Below are 20,538 nucleotides of genomic sequence, written 5' to 3'. Positions count from 1 at the left end.
GGCGCGGCCAACCCCACGACGCCGAAACGTTCAGGGAGCGGATTCGTATGGCCAGGTCGGAACTTATCGTCGGTCTCGATATCGGCACCACCAAGATTTGCGTGGTCGTCGGCGAACTTTCGCCCGAGGGCGTGGACGTGGTGGGCATTGGCACCAGCCCATCCACGGGCCTGCGCAAGGGCGTGGTCGTCAATATCGAACAGACCGTGCAATCGATCAAAAAAGCGCTGGAAGAAGCCGAACTCATGGCCGGGTGCGAAATCCGCTCGGTCTATGCCGGCATTGCCGGCAGCCACATCAAGGGCTTCAACAGCCACGGGGTCATCGCCGTCAAGGGCGGCGAGGTCGGCCCCCGGGACATCGAGCGGGTCATTGACGCGGCCAAAGCCGTGGCCATTCCGCTGGACCGGGAGGTCATCCACATCCTGCCCCAGGAATTTATCGTCGATGACCAGCGCGGCATCGCCGACCCCCTCGGCATGGCCGGGGTGCGTCTGGAAGTGCGCGTGCACATCGTCACCGGAGCCGTCACCAGCGCCCAGAACATCATCCGCTCCTGTCACCGGGCCGGGCTCGACGTTTCCGACATTGTTCTGGAATCCTTGGCTTCGTCCAAGGCCGTGCTGACCGGGGAAGAACGCGAAATCGGCGTGGCCCTGGTGGACCTCGGGGGAGGGACCACCGACCTTGCCATCTTCGCCAACGACTCCATCAAGCACACCGCCGTGCTCGCCCTTGGCGGCACCAACCTCACCAACGACATCGCCTTCGGGTTGCGCACCCCCATGGCCTCGGCCGAAAAGATCAAGATCAAGTACGGCTGCGCCCTGGCGGAAATGGTCCCGAAAGATGAAGTCATCGAGGTGATGAGCGTGGGCGGGCGCGAGCCGCGCCGCCTGTCGCGACAGGTGCTGGCCGAAATCTGCGAGCCGCGTGTGGAGGAAATGCTGGCCCTGGTGGATCAGGAACTCATCCGCTCCGGCATGAAAAACCAGATCGGAGCGGGCGTGGTGCTCACCGGCGGTACCGCGCTTATCGAGGGCATCCAGGAACTGGGCGAGCAGATTTTCAACCTGCCCACGCGCATCGGCTATCCCGACAAGGTCGGGGGCTTAAAGGACGTGGTCAACAGCCCCATGTACGCCACCGCCGTGGGGCTGCTCATGTACGGCGCGGAAAAAGAAGGCGTGGAACAGCGCTTCCGCATCCGGGATGAGAACGTGTTCAACCGCATTCTGGGGAGGATGCGGAAATGGTTCGTGGACGTGAAATAACGTCCGCGTAAGTTGTTGTTTGTTGGGGGAAAACAGGGAGTTCGCTAGGGGGAACAGATGGAATACTTGGAACTCGATCAAGGCTCGAACGCCCGCATCAAGGTAGTCGGATGCGGCGGCGGCGGCGGCAACGCCGTGGAAAACATGATCACCTCGTCCATGTCCGGGGTGACGTTTATCACCGCCAACACCGATATTCAGGCCTTGCAGCGCTCCCAGGCCGAATACCGCATCCAGCTTGGCGACAAGCTCACCAAGGGCCTCGGGGCCGGGGCCAATCCCGACGTCGGCCGTGACGCCGCCCTGGAGAGCATCGACGCCATCCGCGCCGCCATCGGCGACTGCGACATGGTTTTCGTCACCGCCGGCATGGGCGGCGGCACCGGTACCGGCGCCGCTCCCGTGGTCGCCCAGGTGGCCAAGGAAGCCGGCGCGCTCACCGTGGCCGTGGTCACCAAACCCTTTTATTTCGAAGGCAAAAAACGCCTGCTCTCGGCCGAGAAGGGCGTGCAGGCCCTGCGGGACGTGGTGGACTCCATCATCACCATCCCCAACGACCGCCTGCTGTCTCTGGCCTCCAAAAAGGCCACCTTCATCGAGATGCTCAAGAAGGCCGACGAGGTCCTCTATTATGCCGTCAAAGGCATTTCCGACCTCATCATGGTGCCGGGCCTGATCAACCTCGACTTTGCCGACGTCAAGGCCGTCATGAGCGAGATGGGACTGGCCATGATGGGCTTTGGCACGGCGCGCGGCGAATCCCGCGCCCGTGAGGCCGCGCTCAAGGCCATCACCAGCCCGCTTCTGGAAGACGTCACCATCGACGGCGCCAAGGGCGTGCTCATGAACATCACCTGCGGCCCGGACCTCACCATCGAGGAAGTGGACGAAGCCGCCTCCACCATCACCGAGGCCGTCCACGAGGACGCCAAGGTGTTCTTCGGCACGGTCTTCGACCCCGACGCCACCGACGAGATGCGCATCACCGTCATCGCCACCGGCATTGAGTCCGCCTCCCAGCGCGGCATGCCGGTGCAGCAAAAGACCGTGGTCGAGCAAAAGCCCATGGAGGTCATCACCTCCCTGGCCCGCCAGAAGGCCATGGCTCCGGCCGCCGCGCCGGCCGCCGCCCATCACCACCACGGCGGCTCCTCCGGCGGCGTGCAAAGCCCGCGCAGCATGCGGGTGCTCAACAGCCAGGGCAACGACTACAATATCCCCGCCTACCTGCGCAAAGGCACCAAGAAAGGCGGCCCCGAAGCGGCCCTGTCCCAGCCGCCCATCAAGACCCAGCCCGTGGGCGAGGAAGAATTCATCTTCGATGAGGAGGAGTTCGAAATTCCCTCCTTCATTCGGATGCAGGCGGACTAGCCTCCCTGCTTCTCCCCCGATCTCCCTGCCGGGGGGAGTCCATGCTCCCCCCGGCCCCCTCTGAAGGAGGCCGGGACACATCTTGAACGATTCCACCAAGGTCTATTTCGGCCTGGACAGGCCTGCCGCGCCCGAATGGGGCGGACGGCTGCCCGTGGCCCTGGCTGTTCCCGGTGACGCCGCCATGGCCCTTTCGGCCCTGGGCTGGCAGGCCGCCTGGCGGCTTTTGGCCGACGATCCCGCCCTGGCCGTGGAGCGCGTCTTCACCCGCGCCGCCACCCCGCCCCAGGCCGAGGACTCCGGCCGCGCCCTGGCCGATTTTCCGGTCATCGCCTTTTCCCTGTGCTACGAAGAGGAATACCTCGACGCGGCCAAGGCCCTTGTCGCCGCCGAAATTTCCCTGCGCCGCGAAGAGCGCCCCGACTTCCCCATCGTCATGGCCGGCGGCCCATTGGCCTTTCTCAATCCCGCGCCGTTTTTGCCGGCCCTGGATCTGCTCTTTGTGGGCGAGGCCGAGGCCGGGCTGGCCGAGGTCTGCGCCGCCCTGGCCCGCGTGGCCCTTGCCGGAGGCGACAAGGCCGCCTGCCTCGACGCCGTGGCGCATCTCCCAGGCGTCTACCTGCCCGGCCGCACGGCCGGCCCCGTCGCCCGGGCCACGGCCCTGGCTGGCGACGCGCCCACGCTCCTTGCCGCCCCGGCCCATTCCTGTTTCGTGTCGGGCCATGCCGAATTCCGTGATATGTTCCTGGTCGAGATCAATCGCGGCTGTCCCTACGGCTGCCGCTTCTGCGCCGCCGGCTACGTCTACCGTCCGCCGCGCCAGTCGCGCCTGGCCGACCTCCAGTCGCTTATCGAGACCGTGTCGCCGCGAAAGATCGGCCTGGTCGGCACGGCGCTCACCGACTGGCCCGAACTCATCCCGTTTCTGACCTGGCTTCGGGAGCGGGGCACGAAGTTTTCCCTGTCCTCGGTGCGGGCCGATGGCTTGACCCCCGAGCTGCTCACCATCCTGCGCGCCGCCGGGCTGCGCACCCTGACGCTGGCCCTGGAAGCCCCAAGCCCGCGCCTTCGCGCCGCCGCCAACAAGCAGCTCTCCGAGGAAGCGCTGCTTGATGCCGTGGCCCTGGCCGGCAAGCACGGCGTCAACCACCTCAAATTCTATTGCATCATCGGCTGGCCCGGCGAGACCGAGGCCGACTACGACGCCCTGCGCCCGCTGCTCGACAAAGTGGCCGCCGCCGCCTCCATTGGCGTCGGCAAGCGCGGCGTGGCCCATGCCACCTTGTCGGTGAACCCGCTGGTGCCCAAGCCCTTCACCCCCATGCAGTGGGCCCCCATGGCTTCCGAGGCGGCCATCGAGGCCGGCTATGCCCGGGTGCGAGCCGCCGTCAAAGGACTCAAAGGCTTTCGGGTGGAAACCGAGACCCCGTCCCAGGCCCGGCTCCAGGGGCTTTTGGCCCGGGGCGATGAAACGCTTTTTCCCCTCATCGTCGCCGCCGTCGAAGCCGGCAGCTTCCGCCGGGCGCTCAAGCGCTGGGACGGCGACCCGGCCGTCTTTCTCGACCGGGAGCGCCCGGAAGGCGAAGTCTTTCCCTGGGATTTTATTGATAACGGCGTCTCCCGCGACTACCTCTGGCGCGAATGGCAGCGCTACCAGCAAGCCGCGCCCACGGCCAAATGTCCGCCGGCCGGATGCGGCGGCTGCAAACGTTGCGGTGTTTACGACACCCTGGGAGAAGCGTAAAAAGGCGGCAAAAGGAGTCCGCCATGACCTGGCCGCTATACCTCGCCTTCGTCGCCGCCGCCTCGGTGCTGCTCGTCATCCCCGGCCCCACCGTGCTCATGGTCGTGGGCTACGGCCTGGCCGAAGGCCGCCGCAAGAATTGGCCGCTGGTCGCCGGCGTGGTGCTGGGCGACGCCGTGGCGCTCACCTGCTCCGTGGCCGGACTCGGCGCAGTGCTGGCCGCCTCGGCCGAAGCGTTTACCATCCTCAAATACTGCGGCGCGCTCTATCTCATCTATCTCGGCGTCGGCCTGATCCGCTCCGGGGCCACGGCCACGCCCAAGCTTAACATCGTGAGCAGCCGCAAGAAATTCCTCCACGCCCTGGCCGTCACCTCGGTCAATCCCAAGCCCATCCTCTTTTTCGTCGCCTTTCTGCCCCAGTTCATCAGCCACGACGCCCCGGCCGGGCCGCAACTGCTGCTCCTGGGCGCGACGTTTTGCCTGCTCTCGGCCGTAAACGTCAGCCTTTTCAGCTACCTCGCCGGCACGGCCGGCAGTCGCATCCAGAACCCGCGCTTCATGCGTCGCCTCAAGGTCACCGGCGGCGGCGTCATGGTCGGCGCGGGCCTGCTGACGGCGGCGGCGCGGCAGTAGAGAGAGAATGGAAGACGCCGGATTTCTTTAAGTTGTTAAATATTCTTGTTCCATTTAAGGACATCATAGTGTCTGAGTAGTGTTATTAGGTTGACCATTAGGCATAGTGTTAATAGTCCAATGTATAAATAGAATGCTAGGGTTTGTGTGGATTCTGGTTTGAAGAAAAGGTTTGAAAATAAGCACCATGAATTTGTTGTAAAGCAGAGCCATAAGGTGATACTTTCGTATTTAATCATATGAGGGTCAGTTAGTGGTGTGTGTGAGTTGAGGTCGTATTCTTTGTAAAGCCAGCGAATTGGGGTTCTAACGATGTAGGCTGCGCCAGCTGCCCATATACTGAAGGTTGTTATTAAGATTATAACAGTGGTTTGTATGATGTTTGTGTTTGAATTTTCTAGTAAGGCCTTGTAGAATGAAGTCTCAGGGAAGTCTCTTGGTGTTATAAAAAAATTACAGAAGTCCAAATAATAAGAAGTATGGCTTTTATATAGCGCATAAGTAGTCTTCTTAGTATTATATTGCTTCTAATAATTGAAAGCTCTTGAAGCGCTACCTCGTCTATTAAATCCCTGTTGTACGCGCCGGATAGGCCAAACGCCAATAGCATTCGATGGTATTCTTTTCCAAGGTTGGGTTTCTCTTCTTGGCTTTTGTCGATGTATTGTGCGTCATTTAGCGCAATTTTGCGAAGAGTCTCGTCTTTGAGGATTTTATCATAGGCTGGCCTCGACTTGTCAAAAGGAGGGAAAATAAAATATTTATATTTTACATTAAATTGGCGTTTTCTTATTTCTGTTTTTATGTTGTTGAGAACCATTTCCGAGAAGGGGATTGCCGTTAAGGAAAAACGAGGATGGAAAGATTCTGAAGGGTCGTCTGGTAATGTTGGGTTAAAATAAAATCTAGTTAAGTCATGTAATACTTTTATGATTGAATATATTGGAATGAATACAATGACAATGAAGGGAATGGCAAGCGTCGTAGCGGCGGCGTAATTTTCTGCAATAATCAAGGAGTATATTTTCGCAGAAATAGATGTCATGGAGTCTTTCATTATTACGGGGAGAAGAATGAGGAGGCCTGCTCCTCCGATAAATGAGCTTCCAATTCTGTGCATAGTTGAAAGACGAACTTCTGAACGCTGCAAATAAGAGCGTAATGCGTTGTTCTCTTGCTCTTGGACATCTGTGTCGTTATTAGGGTTCATCGCATATCCTTTTGTTTTTTTCATAAAAAAATATTTAAAATTATTTGTCAATATCGAAATTCGTCCGCAGCAATGCCCAGGCGCTTGAGGATCTTCTGCAGCGACACCCGCTCCAGCCCCGACACCCGGGCCGCTTCCGAGACGTTGCCGCGCGTCTGTTTGAGCAGCCGCTCGACGTAACGCCGCGTAAACGCGTCCACCACTTGCGCCTTGGCTTCCAGATAAGGCCCGGCCGAGGCGCTCTCGGCGAGACCCTCGGCCTGGGGCTGCTCGCCCATGCCCGGGTCGGCCTCGGTGACGGCTCCGGCGCTGATGACGTCGCCGGGCGAGAACACCGTCAGCCGCCGCACGAAATTGAACAGCTCCCGCACGTTGCCCGGCCAGTCGCGCCCGGCCAGGGCGGCCAGGGCCTCGGGGGAGAACTCCTTGTCGCCGATGCCCATTTCGCGGCAGGCGCGTTCCAGAAACGCCGTGGCCAGAAGGGCGATGTCGTCACGCCTCTCGCGCAAGGGCGGCAGGCGCACGGTCAGGACGTTTAAGCGGTAGTACAGGTCTTCGCGAAAGGTCTTGTCAACGATCTTGGCTTCCAGGTCCTGATTGGTGGAGGCCAGGATGCGCACGTCCACGGGGATGGACTTGCTGGACCCCACAGGCCGCACCTCGCGCTCCTGGAGCACGCGCAAAAGCTTGGTCTGCACGCTCATGGGGATGTCGCCGATTTCATCCAGCACCAGCACGCCGCCGCTGGCGGCCACGAAAAGGCCGCGCCGGTCGCGCTCGGCCCCGGTGAACGCCCCGCGCACATGGCCGAACAGTTCGCTTTCCAGGATCTGGTCCGGGATGGCCGGACAGTTGACCGACAAAAACGCCCCGCCGGCCCGGCGCGACAGGCCGTGGACGGCCCGGGCGGCCAGTTCCTTGCCTGTGCCGGACTCGCCCCGAATGAGCACGGTGTAGTCCGAGGCGGCAACCGCCGCGATGGTCTGCTTCACCTGGCGCATGGCCGCCGATTCCCCAAGCATCCCGGCCTGCGCGCCGCAGGCGGCCACGGCGGCCCGCAGCCGGCGGTTTTCGCGCAAAAGTTCCGCCCGCTCCAACCCCTTGGCGATGACCCGGGCCAGATGGTCGGAATCCACCGGCTTGGTGAGGAAGTCGTAGGCCCCGGCCTTGAGCGCCAGCACAGCCGAATCGATGTCCCCGTGGGCGGTCAACAGCACCACGCCAAGGGAAGGTTGCAGGGCCAGGGCCCGGGGCAGCAGCTCCAGGCCGGAAAGCCCGGGCATCCGCAGGTCCGTGACCATGACGTCGCAGGGCGCGCCGGCCAGATCGTCCAGGGCGGCCTCGGCCGAGAGTACGCAGGACAGGGCGGCCTTGGGGAGCTTGGGCGTAAGCAGCCGCACCAGTCCCTTGGCGAAGTCGGGCTGGTCATCAACGATGAGCACGCGGGGGCGGTCGTTCACGAGGCGTCCTCCTGGCAAGGGCCGTGGCAGGCGGGCAGGGTCAGGGTGAAGACCGCGCCGCCGTCGTTTTGGGCTTCAATGGTACCGCCCATGTCGCGCATGAGCCCGAACGCCACGGCCAGCCCCAGGCCCGTGCCGCGCCCGGCTTCCTTGGTGGTGAAAAACGGATCGAAGATGTGGGGCAGGTCAACGGCCGGGATGCCGGGGCCGTTGTCGGCCACGGTGAGGTTGACTTGCCCGCCGTCCTCGGAGGCGGCGGCGGCCAGGGTGATGCGCCCCTGGCCCGGCTCGACGGCGTCCAGGGCGTTTAGCAGCAGGTTGGAGAGCACCTGCTCCAAAGCGCCGGCGTCGGCCTTGGCCAGGGGGATGCCCTCGGGCACGTCCAGGCGCAGGCTGGAACGACGCGACTGAGCCTGGACCTCGAAGATGCGGGCCAAACCCGAGAGCAGCGCCTTGATGTCGCAGGGACCGGGCTTGGCCGGCCTGGGCCGGGCGAAGTCGAGAAGGTCGCGCAGCACCTTCTTGGCCATGACGGCGTGGCGTTCGATGACGGCCAGATCGTCCAGGGCCTGGGGATCGACCAGGGATTGGCGCAGCAGTTCGGCGTAGCAGGCGATGACCCCTAGCGGATTGTTGATCTCATGGGCCAGCCCGGCGGCCAGTTTGCCCACGGCCACGAGCTTTTCGGTCTGGCGCAGCTGCTCAAGCATTCGCCGTTCGGCGGTGTTTTCCCGGGCATAGACCACGAAGCGTCGGGAATGCCCCGACGGCGAGGCCAGGGGATAGCGGGCCACGGCAAAGGACCGGCCGCCGTCCAGGGCCACGGTGGTGGCCACGGGCGCGTCCGGGCCGGCGTCGCCGGTGTGTATGGGATCGCCCACCAGCCGGGCCGGCAGGCGCGGCGTTTCGCCGGGACGGGCGGGGCGGTCTTCCAGGGCCCGGGCCAGCTCCCGGGCCGGTTCGTTGGCCAGAATGATGCCCGAGGCGCTGTCGATAAGCGCCAGCGGATCGGAGATGCCGTCGAAGATGGAGGCGAGCAGGGTGTTTTGGGCCAAAAGCGAATTGATGGCGTCGAGGTTTTCCAGCGCAATGCCGAGCTGGTGGCCGATGGCCCGGTAGAGGTCCTCGGCCTGGGGATCGGGGCCGGGGCCGTCCTCGGGGAAATAGAGGCGGAGTAAGCCCCGGCTGACGTCGGTGGTGCGCACGGGAATAAGGGCCGTATGGTCGGCCAGGACCAGCTCTCCCACGGCGAGCAGGGCGCGCCAGTCGGCCGGCGGCGGCGGGATGGCCGCGCCCGGGGGCCAGGTGACCGAGCCGCCGCCGGAAAATTCGCACTCATAAGCCGCCCCGGAAGCGCCAAACCGGCCGGCCACCCGGGCCAGGGCGGCGCTTAAGAGTTCGGAGCGGGTCTGGGAGAAGTTGAGGATGCTTAAAAGCTCCACAAACAGGGACACGTCCGAGCGGCGCTCGTCGGCTTCCCGGGCCAGCTCCAGGGTGCGGTCAGCCACCTTGCGCTCAAGATTTTGGGCGTGGTCCTCAATGTTCTCCCGGGCTTCCTTGAGGCGCGAAGCCATGGCGTCGATACCGGCGTAGATTTCCTCGATCTCGTCTTCCACGGCGGCCGGGGCGGCGGCCTTGGGGGCCTCGCCGGCTTCCTTGGGAAAATACCGGCGCAGCACGTCCGTTGCCCGGCGCAGGTTGACCACCACCAGCCGGTCGAAAAAGACCTGCAACGTCAGATAGAAGGCGGCCAGCCCCAGGGCGAAAAGCGACAGGAAGCTGATGGTCGTGCCCTTGATCTGGCCCAGCGCCCCGGCCACGGGCACGGTGACCATGTCCAGACCGAAGAGTTCGCCGGAGTGCCGCCAGAACCCGCGCGTGTCGCCGTAGCGCTCAAGAAGGGCCTTGGGCGCGTCGGCCGGGTCGCCGTGGCAGCGCAGGCACGACGGTTCGAAGCGCACCGGCCGGGCGGCCACGAACACTTCCTCGCCGTTTCGCTCGGTGATTTCCTCAATGCGCGTCACTTCCGGATCGGCGGCAAAGCGGGCCATGACGCCGCGCTCAAAGGCGTCGGCCTCGTAATCGGGGTTGCGCGCCCCCACGGCCACCCGGCGGTAGCGGAACTGGTCGCCCAGGGCGTTGTGGTCGCTCATGACCTTGCGGGTGACGAACGAGGTGGACATGGCTTCCAGGATAAAGGCGTCGGGCGGCAGCAGGTCGTACATGGAGGGGCGCAAGACTTCGCGCACGTAGGCCTGCACGGCCTCGACCTGGGACAGCACCAGGGAAGCCTTGTGCTCGGTGTCGCTGACGAGCTGGTCGCGCAGGTTCATGGACAAAAGCACGGCGAAAAAGATGCCCAGGGCGGCCATGCTGACCGACAGGCCGACGAGGAAACGATGCTTGAGGCTTTTCATGTCCGCTCCTTGGCGGAATGTGGGGCCGGTTCGGGAAAAAGGCAATGCGGCCCGGCGGCGTCAGGGTGCTAACTGGAGTTTGCGGTGTTGCCCGATCCTTTCAGAAAAGTCATGGAAAACCGTGTGGTTCCACCTTTGAAGGTTTTGGCCCCGCCTTTGCAAATGGCCGTAGCACCTACACAAAGGAGGGGAAACATGAAGATTCTCGTAGCCCATGACGGGTCTCCCAAAGCGGACAAGGCGCTGGATACGGCCGCCGAGATCGCCGGCAAGTTCGGCGGCTCGCTCGTTGTCGTCAGCGTCGTGCCGGACCTGTGCCTGTCGAGCGAGGAGATCGGCGCGGAAGGCTGCGAACTGGTCTCCCGGTCCCTTACCGAGGAAGCCGGCGGGGCCATGCGTAAGGTCCAGGCCAGACTGACGGAAAAGGGCATCACGGCCGAACTCGTGGTCAAGGAAGGCCGGCCGGCCGACGGCATCCTGGACGCGGCCGACGAGGCTGACGCCGATCTGATCATTGTCGGTTCCACCGGCAAGCACGGGGCGCTGCGCATGCTTATGGGCAGCGTGTCGTCCCGGGTGGCGGAATACTCCACGCGCAGCGTGCTCATCGTGAAATAAGCAGAGGGGTTTATCATGGAAGACAAGGGAATTTTCGGGAAAATCGCCGCCATCCTTCCGGGCCTGGCCCTGATGGTCGGCACGCTGTGGGTGCTGCGCACCTGGGTCGAGCCGTGGATGGCCAATACCGTGCTGTTTGGCCAGAAAGGCTGGCTGGTCAAGGTGCTGAGCCTCAACTACATCCTTTTGGCCATCATCGTCGGCATGCTCTACCGCAACCTGCTTTTTGGCGGCAAGATTCCGGCCTGGGCTGAAGAGGGCTTTCGCACCACGCGCCTGTTCATCAAGTCCGGCGTCATCATGCTGGGCTCGCTCTACACCATCCAGAGCCTGGCCAAGGTCGGCGGCATCGCCATCCTGCTCATCATGACCTTTGTTTTCGGCACCATCTTCTTCGTGATGTTCCTGGGCCGGCTCATGGGCATGGACCGCTCGCTGATCGGCGTCATGGCCGCAGCCTGCGGCGTGTGCGGCGTTTCGGCCGCCGTGGCCACCTCGCCGGCGGTCAAGGCCAAGCCGTCCGACGTGGCCCTGGTCATCGCCACCATCCTTGGTTTCGGCATTATGACCATGTTCGTGTCGCCCTTTGTCGGCAAGGCGCTGCAAATGTCCGACTACCAGTTCGGGGCCTGGGTCGGCACGGGCATTCTCAACTCCGGCCAAGTGCTGGCCACCTGCCTGGCCTTCAACCCGACCATCGCCCCGGGCACGGCCGTGGCTTATGGCGAGATCTGGAACGTGGTGCGCGTCATCTCCATCCCGTTCGTGGTCTTTTTCATCACCATGTGGTTCTGGCGCGCCGAGGCCCAGGCCGAGCATCTGTCCCTGGTCGGCATCCTCAAGGACAAGTTCCCCATTTTCGTCATCGGCTTTTTCGGCATGACCTTCCTGTCGTCGGTTGGGGCGCTTGGGGCCGAGGGTTCCAACACCCTGCACATGATGCGCGACGTCATGTCCTGGATCTTCGGCATCGGCCTGGTCGGCCAGGGCGCCTACATCGACATCCGCGAGATCAAGACCGCCGGCGGCAAGCCGCTCAAGGTCGGTCTGGCCGCCGGCTGTCTCAAGTATGTCGTGGCCCTGCTTGTCATCATGTTTTTCGTCAGCAAGGAATCATCCTTCTAAGGAGTTTATGATATGGCCGGAGAAGTGAAAAAAAGCGGCAAGATGACGGTGTTCCGGTCCGACCGCCACGAGGATGTGGCGGCCATCGTGCTGGTCGGCTGTCTGGTGGTGTTCGTGCTGTGCTACATGGCCTTTATCGTGCCCACGGTCACTGTCGGCGCGCCCATGGACGGCAAGATCGTGGCCATTGCCGCCGTCGAGTCGGGCATGGTGAAAAAGGGCGAGCCGCTGTATTCCTTTGAAGTGAAGGAAAAGAAGTGGACCCAGGGCAAGGTCGAGGAAAAGCTGGTGGTGCGCGAGATCAAGTCCGCCGCCGGCGGCAAGGTGATCAAGGTCGTGGCCAAACCCGGCGACGAACTCAAGAAGGGCAAGCCCATCGTGGTCCTGGAGCATGAGAAGGGGACCTTGCCGTGACCGGGGTGCTGGTCGTCCTCGACGAGTCCGGCAAGGCCATCGGCCAAGGCCTGGCCCTGGCCCGGCAGCTTGGCCAGACCGCCGTGGGGCTTTTCGTCTACGAGCGCGGCTGGAACGTCTACATCGGCCATGACTGGCTGCTCGGCTCCAACGCCCGGGCCACGTTCCTCGGCTACATCGAGGAGCACGAAAAGGCGGCCGAGGCCGAACTCAAGGCCCGATTCCTGGCCGAGGCCCTGGCGGCCGGCGTGGACGCCCGGTTCGAGGCCATTTGCTGCGACGATCTGGAGCATCTGACCGACGCGGTCATCCGCGAGGCCCGGGAAGGCGGTTACGGCCATATCGTGTGCGCCGATCCGCTCACGCGCGGCCTGTCTCCGCGTCGCGGCGGCACGGCCGCTCTGCTTCGCGGCGCACCCTGCCCGGTGGTCCTGGCTGGACAGACCGTCGCGGCGGCCTGAGGCGGCCGGCAACCCTGCTCATTATCGACGGGCGGTCCTTCGGGGCCGCCCGTTTTTTGCGTTCGTCGCGACAGCAACGGCCGCAAACCGAAACCGCCATTGTCTTGTCGCGCCGCCTGGCATACCATGCGCAAGCTTCCGCCACCTTGCCTCGGCGGGCGCGTCCAGCCAGTCCCCAAGGAGCGAGCATGACGGCGACAGTGCGGCAACGCGCGGTCTTTTTGGCCCTGGCCCTGGTCATGACCCTGGCCTGGGGCGTCGGCCCGGCCCGGGCCGGCATTAATCCGGCCATGCCCAAGGCGGCCAAGGCCCCGCCGGCCGCCAATGTCCAGGAACCCACCGATCCGGCCCAGGTCGATGCCTTCATGGCCACCCTGACCGACGCCCAGGCTCGCCAACTGCTTCACGCAAAACTGGCGGCCAAGGCCAAGGCCAACGAAGGCGAAGGCTCCGGCCAGTCCAGCGGCCTGATCCAGGATGTTTTTGAAGGGCTGGAATCCAACATCCGCACCATCCAGGCCCGAAACGCCGCCTTTTTCCACGAAGCCGGCCAGGAGTTGGGCCGGCACAAGATTCTGGCCAACTTGAGCGACGGCGGCGGCGCGCCCGTCTTGTTGCGTTATCTGCTCGTGTTGGCCGCCATCATGGCCGGGGGGGTGGCGGCTTTCCTGTGGACCGGCCGGCTGCGCCAGGGCTTCAAGCGGCGTCTGGACGCGGCCGGCCCCGGGCCGCGCCCTGGCCGGTGGCTGGCGATCCTGGCCAACCTCGGGCTGCAACTGCTGGAGGTGGCGGCCTTTTTCGTGGTCGCTTCCCTGCTCTACCTGGTTCTGGTCCCGGCCTCGGGCGCGCTGCGCGAACTGGGCTTGCTGTGCGTCGTCGGCCTGACCAATTATCTGTGCATCCAGGCCGCCGCCCGGGTGCTGCTCGCGCCGGATTTCGAGGCCGCCCGGCCCATTCCCCTGGCCGACGCCGACGCGGCCACCCTGTATCGCGGCATGGTGGCCATTGCCCTGGTTTGCCTGGTGGTGGGCGTGGTCAGCATCGCCCTGGAAAAGGTGGGCCAGGCCGAGGCCTTTGGCGACATCCTCTACGCCCAGGCCGGCCCGCTGGTCGGCATCATGCTGGCGGCCATGCTCTACGCCAACCGGGAGCGGGTGGCCGCCGCCATTGCCGGCGACGGCGAACCGGCCGGGAAGCGCGCCTTTGCCGCCCGCTATGGCCATGTCGTGGCCATGGTCTATGTCCTGGCCATTGGCCTGTATTGGAGCAGCCAGTCCCTGGTCGGCGACGCCACCATCCTGCATCTGGTCATGGGCCTTTTCGCCATACCGGCCTGCATCGGCGTGGACCTGTGGGTGCGAAAGCTGTTGCTCGTCGCCTCCGGGGAGGACCGGGAGATCATTCCCCTGGACGCGGGGAGCGCCGCCGCCGTCGCCGCCGAGCAGGCCGAGGCCAAGGCCGAGCCGGACAAACGCACCCTGCGCTATTACATTCCGCTGATCCGCAAAGCCCTGCGTCTGGTGCTGGCCGCCTTCGCCGCCTTTGCCATGCTCAAGATGTGGGGCGTGGAGATTCCCCTTGGCTGGCTGTTTGCCCGCAACGTGCTGAGCGTCCTTTTGGTGGTCGTGGGCGGTCTGCTCGCCTGGGAAGTGGTGCGCATCCGCATTGACCGGCGGCTGAGCGAAGAAACCTCTTTGCCGGGCGAGGAGATGGAGGAGGGCGGCGGCGCGGGCGGTTCGCGCAGCGCCACGCTGCTCATGCTGCTGCGCAAGTTCATCTTAAGCGTCATCGTGGTGATGGGGGCGCTCATCGCCCTGTCGGCGCTTGGGGTGGACATCGCGCCCCTGATCGCCGGCGCGGGCGTCATCGGCTTGGCCATCGGCTTCGGCGCCCAGACGCTGGTCAAGGACATCATCTCCGGCGTCTTTTTCCTCATCGACGACGCCTTTCGCGTGGGCGACTACGTGGAGGCCGGCACGGCCAAGGGCACGGTGGAGCAGATTTCCCTGCGCTCCATGAAACTGCGCCACCCGCGCGGCATGGTCTTCACCATCCCCTACGGGGGGCTTAAAATCCTGCAAAACTTCAGCCGCGACTACATCATTTCCAAGCTCGATTTCCGGGTGCGCTACGACGCCGACATCGACAAGATCCGCAAGATCATCAAGCGCATCAACAAGGAGTTCCTGGCCGACGAGGAACTGAGCCAAGGCATGCTCAGCGACATCAAGTCCATGGGCGTGCGCAAGATGGAAGATTCGGCCATGATCCTGCGCATCAAGTTCAAGACCGTGCCCGGCCGCCAGTTCGTGGTGCAAAAGGAGCTTTACCGCCGGGTGCAGGAAGCGTTTCGCAAAAACGGCATCGAGTTCGCCCACCGCAATGTCACCGTGTACTTCCCGCCCGAGATGCGCGGACTGGCCGGCGGCGAACAGTCGGCCGAGCAGCCGGCCGGCCTGCCGCCCCTGGCCGCCGCCGCGGCCGCCGCTGCCGCCGCCGCCATCGGCCAGGATGCCGAACGGCCGCCGGCCAAGGTCGAAAAGGCTGACGAGGAGGGCTGAGGCCGCCCGGCCCCGCGTCCCTTAAAAATACGCGAGTATTTGTTAAGGAAGATTTATGGTCTTCGTCTGTTGCCTGCCAAACGTCAGAGGCGTTTGTCGTGGGAGCGACGCGAACCCCGTTACGGCCGGGGCCGGGCGCGGCGGCCGGCCTTGCCTTTCCCCGGCATCGGCATTATCTGACTCCCTCCTTTCCTCAACCCTCGCCGGAAGCGCCTTATCATGTCGGAGCGAACACCCCATATTTCCCTGCCTCTTGAGCGTCTCGTGCCCCGGGTCCTGGACATCACCGCCGATGAGCTGGATTCCTGGCCCGAGGACGCCAAAAACCTCGCCGTGGCCGTGGCCGCCGAGCTGTTTTTGGTGCGCTCCAATCCGTTTATCAATCCCGGCGACGTCAAGGCGTCGGTGGAAAAGCGCCTGGCCGAGGCCAACCCCAAGGCCTGGGGCGATTATCCGCGCACCATCAAGAAAGCCTACAAGGCCTTCTGGGACGTCTATGAGGCGGACAGCCGCTTTCGCGACAACCTCGTCGAGCGCCTGCGCCAGTTTCTGCCCGACGAGGCCGTGGTCACCGCGCCCAATTCCCTGGTCGAGTGTTCCACCGACGCCACCGACCTGCGCATGGAGCTGCCCCTGTGCATGCTCCTGCCCGAGACCGAAGGGCAGATTCGCGACATCCTGCGCCTGGCCAATGAACTCGAATTCGCCATCATCCCGCGCGGCGGCGGCTCGGGCCTGACCGGCGGCGCGGTGCCGACCCACAGCCGGGCCGCGATCTTGAGCCTGTCCAAATTCAAGAAGATCCTCCACATCGACCTTGAGGCCAAGACGCTGTGCGCCCAGACCGGCGTGCTGACGCTCACCGCCATCAAGGCGGCCGAGGCCAAGGGCCTGCTTTTCACCGTGGACCCGGCCTCCAAGGCGGCTTCGTCCCTGGGCGGCAACATCGCCGAAAACGCTGGCGGCCCCTTCGCCTTCGAATACGGCACCACGCTCGACAACATCATCAGCTACCGCATGGTCGAAGCCACGGGCGAGATCATCGAAATCCGCCGCGTCGACCATCCGCGCCACAAGATCCAGCCCGAGGAGACGGCCGTCTTCGAGATCCTCGACGAGGACGGCATTGTGCGCGACGTGGTCAAGCTGCCGGGCAACGAGATACGCGGCAAAAACCTCGGCAAGGACGTCTCCAACAAGTATCTGGGCGGCCTTCCCGGCGTGCAGAAGGAAGGCGTGGACGGCGTCATCACCGAGGCCTGCTTCGCCCTGTACGACATCCCGAAATATTCCCGCACCTTGTGTCTGGAGTTTTTCGGCCGCTCCATGAAAAACGCCATGTGCGTCATCCGCGACGTGGTGGGACTGCGCAACCGCATCCGCGAGGAAGGCGACGCGGTCAAGATTTCCGCCCTGGAGGAGTTCAACTCCAAATACGTGCGGGCCATCAGCTACGCCAAGAAATCCGGCCTCTACGAGGGCGACCCCATCTCGGTGCTGCTGCTGCAGCTCGATTCCGACGACGAGGACGCGCTGCTGCGCGCCGCCGCCGACATCGTGGACATCGTCGATCCCTACGACAACGTGGACGTGTTCGAGGCCAAGGACGCCAAGACCGCCGAACTCTACTGGGAAGACCGCCACAAGCTCTCGGCCATCTCCAAGCGCACCTCGGGCTTCAAGATCAACGAGGACGTGGTCATCCCCCTGTCCGTGGTGCCGGAATTCGCCGAATTCCTGGAAGACCTCAATCTCAAGTGCATCGCCCGGGCCTACCGCACCGCCCTGCAAAACGCCGGCCGGCTGCCCGGCGTGCCGGCCTCCGACGAATTCATCGCCATGGAGCTGGAATTCTGCGACCGGGTGCTGCGCGGCCGCATTTCCGCCCGCGACCTGTCCGACTCGGAAGTCGAGGTCCAGACCCACTATTTCTTCACCGACCTGGCCTCGCGCTATCCGCGCCTCAAGGACCGGCTGGTCGCCATCCACGCCGAGATGACCGCCACCCGCATCGAGGTGGCCAGCCACATGCACGCCGGCGACGGCAACTGCCACGTCAACATCCCGGTCAACTCCAACGATCCCGAGATGATGCGCCAGGCCTGGGAGGCCGCCGAAGCCGTTTTCGAGACCGTCACCAAGCTCGGCGGCGCGGTCTCCGGCGAACACGGCATCGGCATCACCAAGATCGCCTTCCTGGCCCAGGACAAGATCGACGCGCTTCGCGCCTACAAAAAGCGCGTGGACCCCAAAAACATCATCAACCCCGGCAAGCTCACCACCCGCGAGCTGGCCGTGGAACCCTACACCTTTTCCTTCAACCGCCTCATCCGGGACATCAAAAAGACCGCGCTGCCCGACAAGGACCTGCTGATTTCCATCTTAAGCGGCATCCAGTTCTGCAACCGCTGCGGCAAGTGCAAGCAGGTCTGCCCCATGTTCGCCCCGGAACGCGGCATGCTCTACCATCCGCGCAACAAGAACATCAGCTTCGGCGCGCTCATCGAGGCCATCTACTATTCCCAGATCACCCACGGCGAACCCGACGCTGCGCTGTTGGAACGACTTCGCGGCATTACCGACCACTGCACCGCCTGCGGCAAGTGCACGGGCGTGTGTTCGGTGAAAATCCAGTCCGGCCAGGTGGCCCTGGGGCTTCGCGGCTTCCTTGACCAGCAAGGGCACGGCGGCCATCCCATCAAGCACAAGATCCTCAACTATCTGGCCGAGGACCCCGCCGGCCGTGTGCCCAAGGCGGCCAAGCTCATGGCCTACGGCCAGCAGTTCCACGGTAAGCTCATGCCGCTTTTGCCGAAGTTCTGGCGAAACCGCATCGAGAACCCCGGCCTTCGCGGCCCCAATCCGTCCCTTGGCCTGCGCAATCTGGCCGAGCGCCTGGACCTGGACAAAGGCTCCATCTTCATCCCCCAGGAAGGCCGGGAAGCGCCCGAGACCGTGCTCTATTTCCCGGGCTGCGGCGCGTCGGTCTTCTCCAGCGCCATCGGCCTGGCGGCGGTGCATCTGCTGCTGCGCGCCGAGGTGGCCGTGCTCATGCCGCACACCCACCTGTGCTGCGGCTATCCGCTCCTGGCCGCCGGCATGGGCGAGGCTTACCGCAATAACCGCGAGCGCAACCGGGCCGCCCTGGCCGCGCTCCTGGACGAAGCCGAAAGCCTGGGCCTTCGCCCGACCTATTGCCTGACCAGCTGCGGCACCTGCCGGGAGTCGCTGGAAGAGCATGAGCTCAAAACCCTGCGCCCCAACCTCAAGCACATGGACGTGACCCAGTTCCTCATGGGCCGGCTGGATTTCCCGCCAGCCGAGGACGCCTCGCCCATCCTCTACCACGCCGCCTGCCACGCCGAATGGGCCGATGTGCCTAAGACCAAGGCGGCCGACATGTACAAGACCGCCCTGGCCAAGATCACCGGCCGGCCCGTGGCGCTGTCGCCCAATTGCTGCGGCGAATCCGGCACAGGGGCCATGACCACCCCGGCCATCTACAACCGCCTGCGCGACCGCAAGCGCGAGACCCTGGCCGAAAACCTGGCCGAAGCCCAAGAATCCATGCCCATCCTGGTCGGCTGCCCCTCCTGCAAGATGGGCATCAGCCGCATCCTGTCCGAGATGCGCGACAAGCATACGGTGCAGCATACCCTGGAATACCTGGCCGAGGCCCTGGACGGCCCCAAATGGAAAAAGCTGCTCGCCAAGGCGGCCAAGGCGGCCCGGGTGCGAGGGTAGGGTGGAGAAGATTCTCGCCATCGATTACGGCCAGGCCCGGGTGGGCCTGGCCGTTTGCGCTCCAGGGAGCGAGATCGCCTTTCCCCATTCCACCATCGCCTGGGAGACCCGCGACGACTTGTTTGCCAGGCTGCTTGCGGTTATCGAAGAACAAAACCCAGGCCGCATCGTCATTGGCTATCCGGCCCGGGCCGGCGGCGACGAAGGCCTCACCGGCCGGCAAGTCCGCAACTTCGCCGCCCGGCTGGCCCGGCGCACCGCCGTGCCCCTGGCCTACGCCGACGAGGCCCACTCCACCGAGGAAGCCGCCGAACGCCTGCGCGAAGCCGGCCTGTCCGGCCGGGAGTTGCTCGCCAAGGTGGACGCCATGGCCGCGGCCGTCATCCTCGAACGCTACCTGCGCGGCGGAGAACTATGTTTCGAGCCATCCTCCTTGGGTTCCTGATCGTCCTTGTCGTCCTTGGCGGAACCATCGGCTACAAGGCCTACGAATTCCTGGCCGTGCCGCCCCAAACGCCCGGCCAGAACAAAATCGTGCTCATCGAGCCCGGCCAGAACCTCGACGCCGTGGCCAACATGCTCGTGGCCGAAGGCGTGCTGCGCGACGCCGACGGCTTCAAGCTGCTGGCCAAGTTCCTGGACAAGGGCGGGCGCGTCAAAGCCGGTGAATTCGAAGTCTCCACCGGCTGGACCCCGCAAAAACTCCTCGATTACCTGACCACGGCCAAGGGTGTGCAACACAAGCTCGCCGCCCCCGAAGGCCTGACCATGCGCCAGATCGCCAGACTGGCCGAAGACGCCGGCCTGTGCTCGGCCGCCGCCTTCCTGCGCGCCGCCCGCGATCCCGAAATCCTCAAGAAATACAACATCCCGGCCGAATCCGCCGAAGGATTCCTGTTCCCCAACACCTACCTCTTCACCCGCAAACGCGGCGACGACGGAACCTACGTCGTCGAAGCCATGCTCAAGGAATTCTGGAAACAGGCCGAAGCCCTCTGGCCCGGCGAAAAACCGGCCGGCCAAAAACTCCTGGCCTTCGTCACCATGGCCTCCATCGTCGAAAAGGAAACCGGCGTCGATGCCGAACGCACCCGCGTCGCCGGCGTGTTCGCCAACCGCCTGGCCAAAGGCATGCTGCTGCAAACCGATCCCACCATCATCTACGGCCTGGGCGAAAAATTTACCGGCAACCTCACCCGCGCCCACCTCGAAGACGCCGCCAATCCCTACAATACCTACACTAAGCCCGGACTCCCGCCCGGCCCCATCTGCTCGCCCGGCCTCAAATCCCTGCAGGCCGTGGCCAACCCCGAAAGCCACGAATTCTACTACTTCGTCGCCACCGGCGAAGGCGAACACAAGTTCAGCAAGACGTTGGACGAACACATCAATGCCGTGAACAAGTACCAACGCGGCCGAGGCAAGAAGGACGACGGCAAGGCTAAGCCGTAGGGTGGGGGAATAGGGAAAGAAAAGATGCCTCCGGCGGCCGGGGGGCTCAGCC

At 64.2% G+C, this 20,538-nt stretch carries 15 protein-coding genes; 12 read left to right on the top strand and 3 right to left on the bottom strand.

Annotation, left to right across the window (positions count from 1 at the left end):
* Positions 1-47: 47 nt before the first annotated feature.
* From ftsA to DMR_RS15625, 4 genes are all read left to right on the top strand, one after another.
* Entirely contained in the window at positions 48-1,274 is a 1,227-nt protein-coding gene (gene ftsA, locus DMR_RS15640; protein WP_006921978.1) for a cell division protein FtsA, read from the top strand.
* A gap of 57 nt (positions 1,275-1,331) precedes the next feature.
* Entirely contained in the window at positions 1,332-2,645 is a 1,314-nt protein-coding gene (ftsZ, locus tag DMR_RS15635; RefSeq protein ID WP_015861964.1) for a cell division protein FtsZ, read from the top strand.
* An 82-nt stretch (positions 2,646-2,727) separates the two neighbouring features.
* Positions 2,728-4,389: a radical SAM protein gene (locus DMR_RS15630; RefSeq protein WP_015861963.1), complete on the top strand. Its 1,662-nt coding sequence runs from the start codon at positions 2,728-2,730 to the stop codon at positions 4,387-4,389.
* A 23-nt stretch (positions 4,390-4,412) separates the two neighbouring features.
* On the top strand, positions 4,413-5,024 hold the full coding sequence (locus tag DMR_RS15625) for a LysE family translocator (RefSeq protein WP_015861962.1): 612 nt from the start codon (positions 4,413-4,415) through the stop codon (positions 5,022-5,024).
* A 442-nt stretch (positions 5,025-5,466) separates the two neighbouring features.
* Here DMR_RS15625 and DMR_RS24610 read toward each other — a convergent pair whose 3' ends face one another.
* From DMR_RS24610 to DMR_RS15615, 3 genes are read right to left on the bottom strand one after another with little or no spacing between them, the layout of a single operon-like run.
* Positions 5,467-6,234, bottom strand: coding sequence for a hypothetical protein (locus tag DMR_RS24610; RefSeq protein WP_148208458.1), 768 nt, complete (start codon positions 6,232-6,234; stop codon positions 5,467-5,469).
* 47 nt (positions 6,235-6,281) lie between these two features.
* A complete protein-coding gene (locus DMR_RS15620) occupies positions 6,282-7,694 on the bottom strand; it encodes a sigma-54-dependent transcriptional regulator (protein WP_015861960.1) in 1,413 nt (470 codons plus the stop codon).
* Complete coding sequence (locus DMR_RS15615; protein WP_043600867.1) at positions 7,691-10,111, bottom strand: c-type heme family protein; 2,421 nt, start codon at positions 10,109-10,111, stop codon at positions 7,691-7,693. Before DMR_RS15615 ends, DMR_RS15620 begins: the two co-directional genes overlap by 4 nt.
* Positions 10,112-10,306: 195 nt before the next feature.
* On the opposite strand from DMR_RS15615, the gene DMR_RS15610 reads away from it, so the two are divergent.
* From DMR_RS15610 to mltG, 8 genes are all read left to right on the top strand, one after another.
* Complete coding sequence (locus DMR_RS15610) at positions 10,307-10,729, top strand: universal stress protein (protein WP_015861958.1); 423 nt, start codon at positions 10,307-10,309, stop codon at positions 10,727-10,729.
* 15 nt (positions 10,730-10,744) lie between these two features.
* Positions 10,745-11,854, top strand: a complete 1,110-nt coding sequence (locus DMR_RS15605) for a YeiH family protein (RefSeq protein WP_015861957.1) — start codon at positions 10,745-10,747, stop codon at positions 11,852-11,854.
* Between the two features lie 12 nt (positions 11,855-11,866).
* The gene (locus tag DMR_RS15600; RefSeq protein ID WP_015861956.1) at positions 11,867-12,268 is read left to right on the top strand and encodes a biotin/lipoyl-binding protein; all 402 of its coding nucleotides are present in this window, start codon (positions 11,867-11,869) and stop codon (positions 12,266-12,268) included.
* Positions 12,265-12,729, top strand: a complete 465-nt coding sequence (locus tag DMR_RS15595) for a universal stress protein (protein ID WP_015861955.1) — start codon at positions 12,265-12,267, stop codon at positions 12,727-12,729. The genes DMR_RS15600 and DMR_RS15595 overlap by 4 nt, the downstream gene beginning before the upstream one ends.
* Before the next feature lie 188 nt (positions 12,730-12,917).
* On the top strand, positions 12,918-15,290 hold the full coding sequence (locus tag DMR_RS15590) for a mechanosensitive ion channel family protein (protein ID WP_015861954.1): 2,373 nt from the start codon (positions 12,918-12,920) through the stop codon (positions 15,288-15,290).
* 219 nt (positions 15,291-15,509) lie between these two features.
* A complete protein-coding gene (locus DMR_RS15585; protein ID WP_015861953.1) occupies positions 15,510-19,034 on the top strand; it encodes an FAD-binding and (Fe-S)-binding domain-containing protein in 3,525 nt (1,174 codons plus the stop codon).
* A 1-nt stretch (position 19,035) separates the two neighbouring features.
* The gene (gene ruvX, locus DMR_RS15580) at positions 19,036-19,479 is read left to right on the top strand and encodes a Holliday junction resolvase RuvX (RefSeq protein ID WP_015861952.1); all 444 of its coding nucleotides are present in this window, start codon (positions 19,036-19,038) and stop codon (positions 19,477-19,479) included.
* Positions 19,449-20,486, top strand: coding sequence for an endolytic transglycosylase MltG (gene mltG, locus DMR_RS15575; RefSeq protein WP_015861951.1), 1,038 nt, complete (start codon positions 19,449-19,451; stop codon positions 20,484-20,486). Before ruvX ends, mltG begins: the two co-directional genes overlap by 31 nt.
* Positions 20,487-20,538 lie beyond the last annotated feature (52 nt).

It is taken from the genome of Solidesulfovibrio magneticus RS-1 (assembly GCF_000010665.1).
Taxonomy (GTDB): Bacteria; Desulfobacterota; Desulfovibrionia; order Desulfovibrionales; family Desulfovibrionaceae; genus Solidesulfovibrio; species Solidesulfovibrio magneticus.
Note: the sequence above shows the minus strand (reverse complement) of the source record. Positions and strands in the feature narration are given on the sequence as shown.